Raw genomic sequence first — 3,374 nt, forward strand, 5'->3', positions numbered from 1 at the left:
CGCCGCCGGTGGCGATGGCGGCGTTCTACCTGAAGGGCGTGTCGCCACCGCACGTGACGCTGAACCAGATCTTCGCCGGGATGCTGCCATACATGGGCATCCAGCTGCTCGCGCTCGCGATGCTGTACACGTGGCCGGATATCGGCCTTTGGCTGCCTAAAGTGCTTTACAACTAAGGCGAAGGCGGACGGCCTTGCCGCCGCCTTCGCTTCGCCGCGTTGGAACGGGCTAGCCGTTCAACGCGGCGCGGCCGGCGGCCCGCATCGTGGACCCATCGGAATTGTCGTAGCGCACGCTGCAGGCCCGTCGTCGCGAACCTCGGGCCTTTTCATTTCAACGAGTCGAGCAAACCGTGAAACCGAAAATCCTCATCACGCGGCAGGTGTTTCCCGAGATCGTCGAGGCGCTGCGAAGCCGCTTCGACGTCGAGCACAACGACGACGACCGCCCGTGGCCGGCGGAGGAGCTCGCGCGCCGCGCGGCGGACAAGCAGGGCATCCTCGCGACCGTCATGGACCGCGTCGACGAGGCCGTGCTCGCGGCGGCGCCGGGCCTCAAGGTCGTCTCCAACATCGCCGTCGGCACCAACAACGTGGATATCCCCGCGTGCACGAAGCGCGGCGTCCGGGTCACCAACACGCCCGGCGTGCTCGACGACACGACCGCCGACCTCACCTGGGCGCTGCTCATGGCCGCCGCGCGCCGCATCGCCGAGGGCGACGCGCAGGTGCGGCGCGGGGACTGGAAGCTCGCCTTCGCGATGCAATCGCCCCTGGGCGCCGACGTGCACCACGCCACGCTGGGCATCATCGGCATGGGGCGCATCGGCCAGGCCATCGCGAAACGCGCGACCGGCTTCGACATGCGGGTCCTGTATCACAACCGGGGCCGCATCCCGGAAGCCGACGAGAAGCGCCTGAACGCCACCTGGGTGGAGCGCGACCGGCTGTTCGCGGAAGCGGACTTCGTGGTGGTGATGGTCCCTTACTCGCCGGCGGTCCACCACCTCATCGGCGCGGCCGAGATCGCGAGGATGAAGCCCACCGCGATCCTCGTGAACACCGCCCGCGGCGGCGTGGTGGACGACGCGGCGCTGGTGGAGGCGCTCAAGGCGGGGCGGATCGCCGGCGCGGGCCTGGACGTCTTCGAGGGCGAGCCGAAGCTGAACCCCGGCTACCTCTCGCTTCCCAACGCCGTCCTCACGCCGCACATCGGCAGCGCCACGCGCGCCACGCGGATGCGCATGTGCGAGACGGCGGTGGCCAACCTCACCGCGGCGCTCGAGGGCCGGACGCCGCCCAACCTCGTCAACAAGGATCTTTCCTCCGGGAGCATGCAATGAGCGCGAAAGTCGCTTTCCTCGGCCTCGGCGTCATGGGCTTCCCCATGGCCGGCCACCTCAAGGCCAGGGGCTACGACGTCACCGTCTACAACCGCACGGCAGCCAAGGCGCAGGAATGGGTGGCGAAGCACGGCGGCCGCGCGGCCGCCACGCCCGGCGAGGCCGCGGCGGGCGCGGATTTCGTGGCCATGTGCGTGGGCAACGACAAGGACCTCGCCGAGGTCGCCGCGCAGGCGCTCGCGGGCATGAAGAAGGGCGCGGTGCTCATCGACCACACGACGGCCTCGGCCGACGCGGCGCGGCGCATCTTCGCGGACGCGAAGGGGCGCGCGATCGACTTCATCGACGCCCCCGTCTCCGGCGGCCAGGCAGGCGCGGAGAACGGCAAGCTCACCGTCATGTGCGGCGGCGAGGCGGGCGCCTTCGAGCGCGCCAAGCCCGTGATGGACTCCTACGGCAAGGCGGTCACGCTGATGGGCGCGGCCGGCGCCGGGCAACTCACCAAGATGGTGAACCAGATCTGCATCGCGGGCCTGGTGCAGGCGCTCGCGGAAGGGATCGCCTTCGCCGAGAAGGCGGGCCTCGACGCCGGGCTCGTCGTCGACGTGATCTCCAAGGGCGCCGCGCAGAGCTGGCAGATGGAGAACCGCGGCAAGACGATGGCCGGGCGCAAGTTCGACTTCGGCTTCGCCGTCGACTGGATGCGCAAGGACCTGGGCATCTGCCTCGACGAGGCCAAGAGGAACGGCGCGAGCCTGCCCGTCACCGCCCTCGTCGACCAGTTCTACGGCGACGTGCAGAAGGCGGGCGGCGCCCGCTGGGATACCTCGTCCCTCATCACGCGGCTCTAGCAGGGCCGCCACCCCGGGAAACGCCGCCGCAGGGCGGCGTTTTTCGTGCAGAATGCGTCGCAAACCGGCGCTCGACCGGGACAACAACAAGACATTGCCGAAGGGGAAGAGGCAGTGAGAGTCATGGCGCTCGCGGGGAACCTGAGGCTGGCCGCCGGCCTCGCGCTGGCATGGGCGCTGTCGGCGGCATCCCTCGTGGCCTCGCTGCGGCGCCTGCCCGCCATGGCGGTCCTGCTGCGCCGCCGGCTGCGCCAGCCGCCGCCGCGGGGCGCGGCGAGCCTCGCCAGGACGGATCCCGCCTCGCTCCTGCGCCAGAACGACGCGCTGCCGGGCAACCGGGCCGACGGCTTCCGCTACCACCACCTGCGGCTGATGATCGTCCTCACGCCGCTGTACCTGTGGCTGGAGCTCTCCTTCGGCGTGAGCCTTCTCGACAAGATGGGCAGCTCGCTCCCGATCAGCGAGACGGAGGCCGTCGAGCATTGGGGACGCCTCATCTCCGGCCTCGCGCTCGCCCTCGTCTTCCTCAAGATCTGGCTGCAGCAGTGCGAGAAGTGGAACCGGTCATGGCCGGTGCGGGTGGCGGTCGGCCTCGCGATCGCGGTCCTGTCCGTCGTCATGATGTGGCAGATCCAGGACGCGGTGATCGAGTTCCACGTCTCGCGCGCCAAGCGCGAGATCGCCTTCGCCCTGACGGCCCTGGGCGTCGTGCTGGTGGCGGGCGGGCTCGCGGTGCGCACCTGGCTCACGCGGTCGATGGCCAACCGGCGGCGCGGCGTGCCCACCACGCTCGCCGGGCTCGCGGCACTGTGCCTGGCCGGCGCGGTGATCCTCGCCTACCTCGGCCCCATCGTCTCGGCGCTCACGCGCCGGACGGGCATGGAGGACCGGATCACGCAGGAACTCGGCCTCGAGAGGCAGCGGGCGGCCAAGCTGACGGTGATCCGGCGCGGGCTGCAGCTGGGCCACTACCGTCACGACTCGCTGCCGGTTACGCCGGAATCGGCCGACAGCGCCGAGGGCAAGGCCGCGCTCGCGCTCTTCCCCATCGTCGCCGCCGACATGGACATCGCCCACTTCGCCGCGGACCAGGAGCGCGTGGTGAGCGAGCTGATGTACCACGACTGGGAACGCGACAACGGCGACGCGGCCTGGGCCGCGTACCGGGACATGGAGGCCGA

General features: G+C 70.6%; 3 protein-coding genes. All 3 read left to right on the plus strand.

Features of this window, described 5'->3' with window-relative positions:
* Positions 1-352: 352 nt before the first annotated feature.
* Positions 353-1,342, plus strand: a complete 990-nt coding sequence (locus WC493_RS22420) for a 2-hydroxyacid dehydrogenase (protein WP_373068711.1) — start codon at positions 353-355, stop codon at positions 1,340-1,342.
* Positions 1,339-2,193: an NAD(P)-dependent oxidoreductase gene (locus WC493_RS22425; protein WP_373068713.1), complete on the plus strand. Its 855-nt coding sequence runs from the start codon at positions 1,339-1,341 to the stop codon at positions 2,191-2,193. The genes WC493_RS22420 and WC493_RS22425 overlap by 4 nt, the downstream gene beginning before the upstream one ends.
* Positions 2,194-2,316: 123 nt before the next feature.
* A partial coding sequence (locus WC493_RS22430) for a hypothetical protein (protein ID WP_373068715.1) occupies positions 2,317-3,374 on the plus strand: 1,058 nt, incomplete at its 3' end.

Origin of the sequence: Zavarzinia sp. (genome assembly GCF_041650655.1) — a bacterium.
In the GTDB taxonomy this organism is placed as follows: Bacteria; Pseudomonadota; Alphaproteobacteria; order Zavarziniales; family Zavarziniaceae; genus Zavarzinia.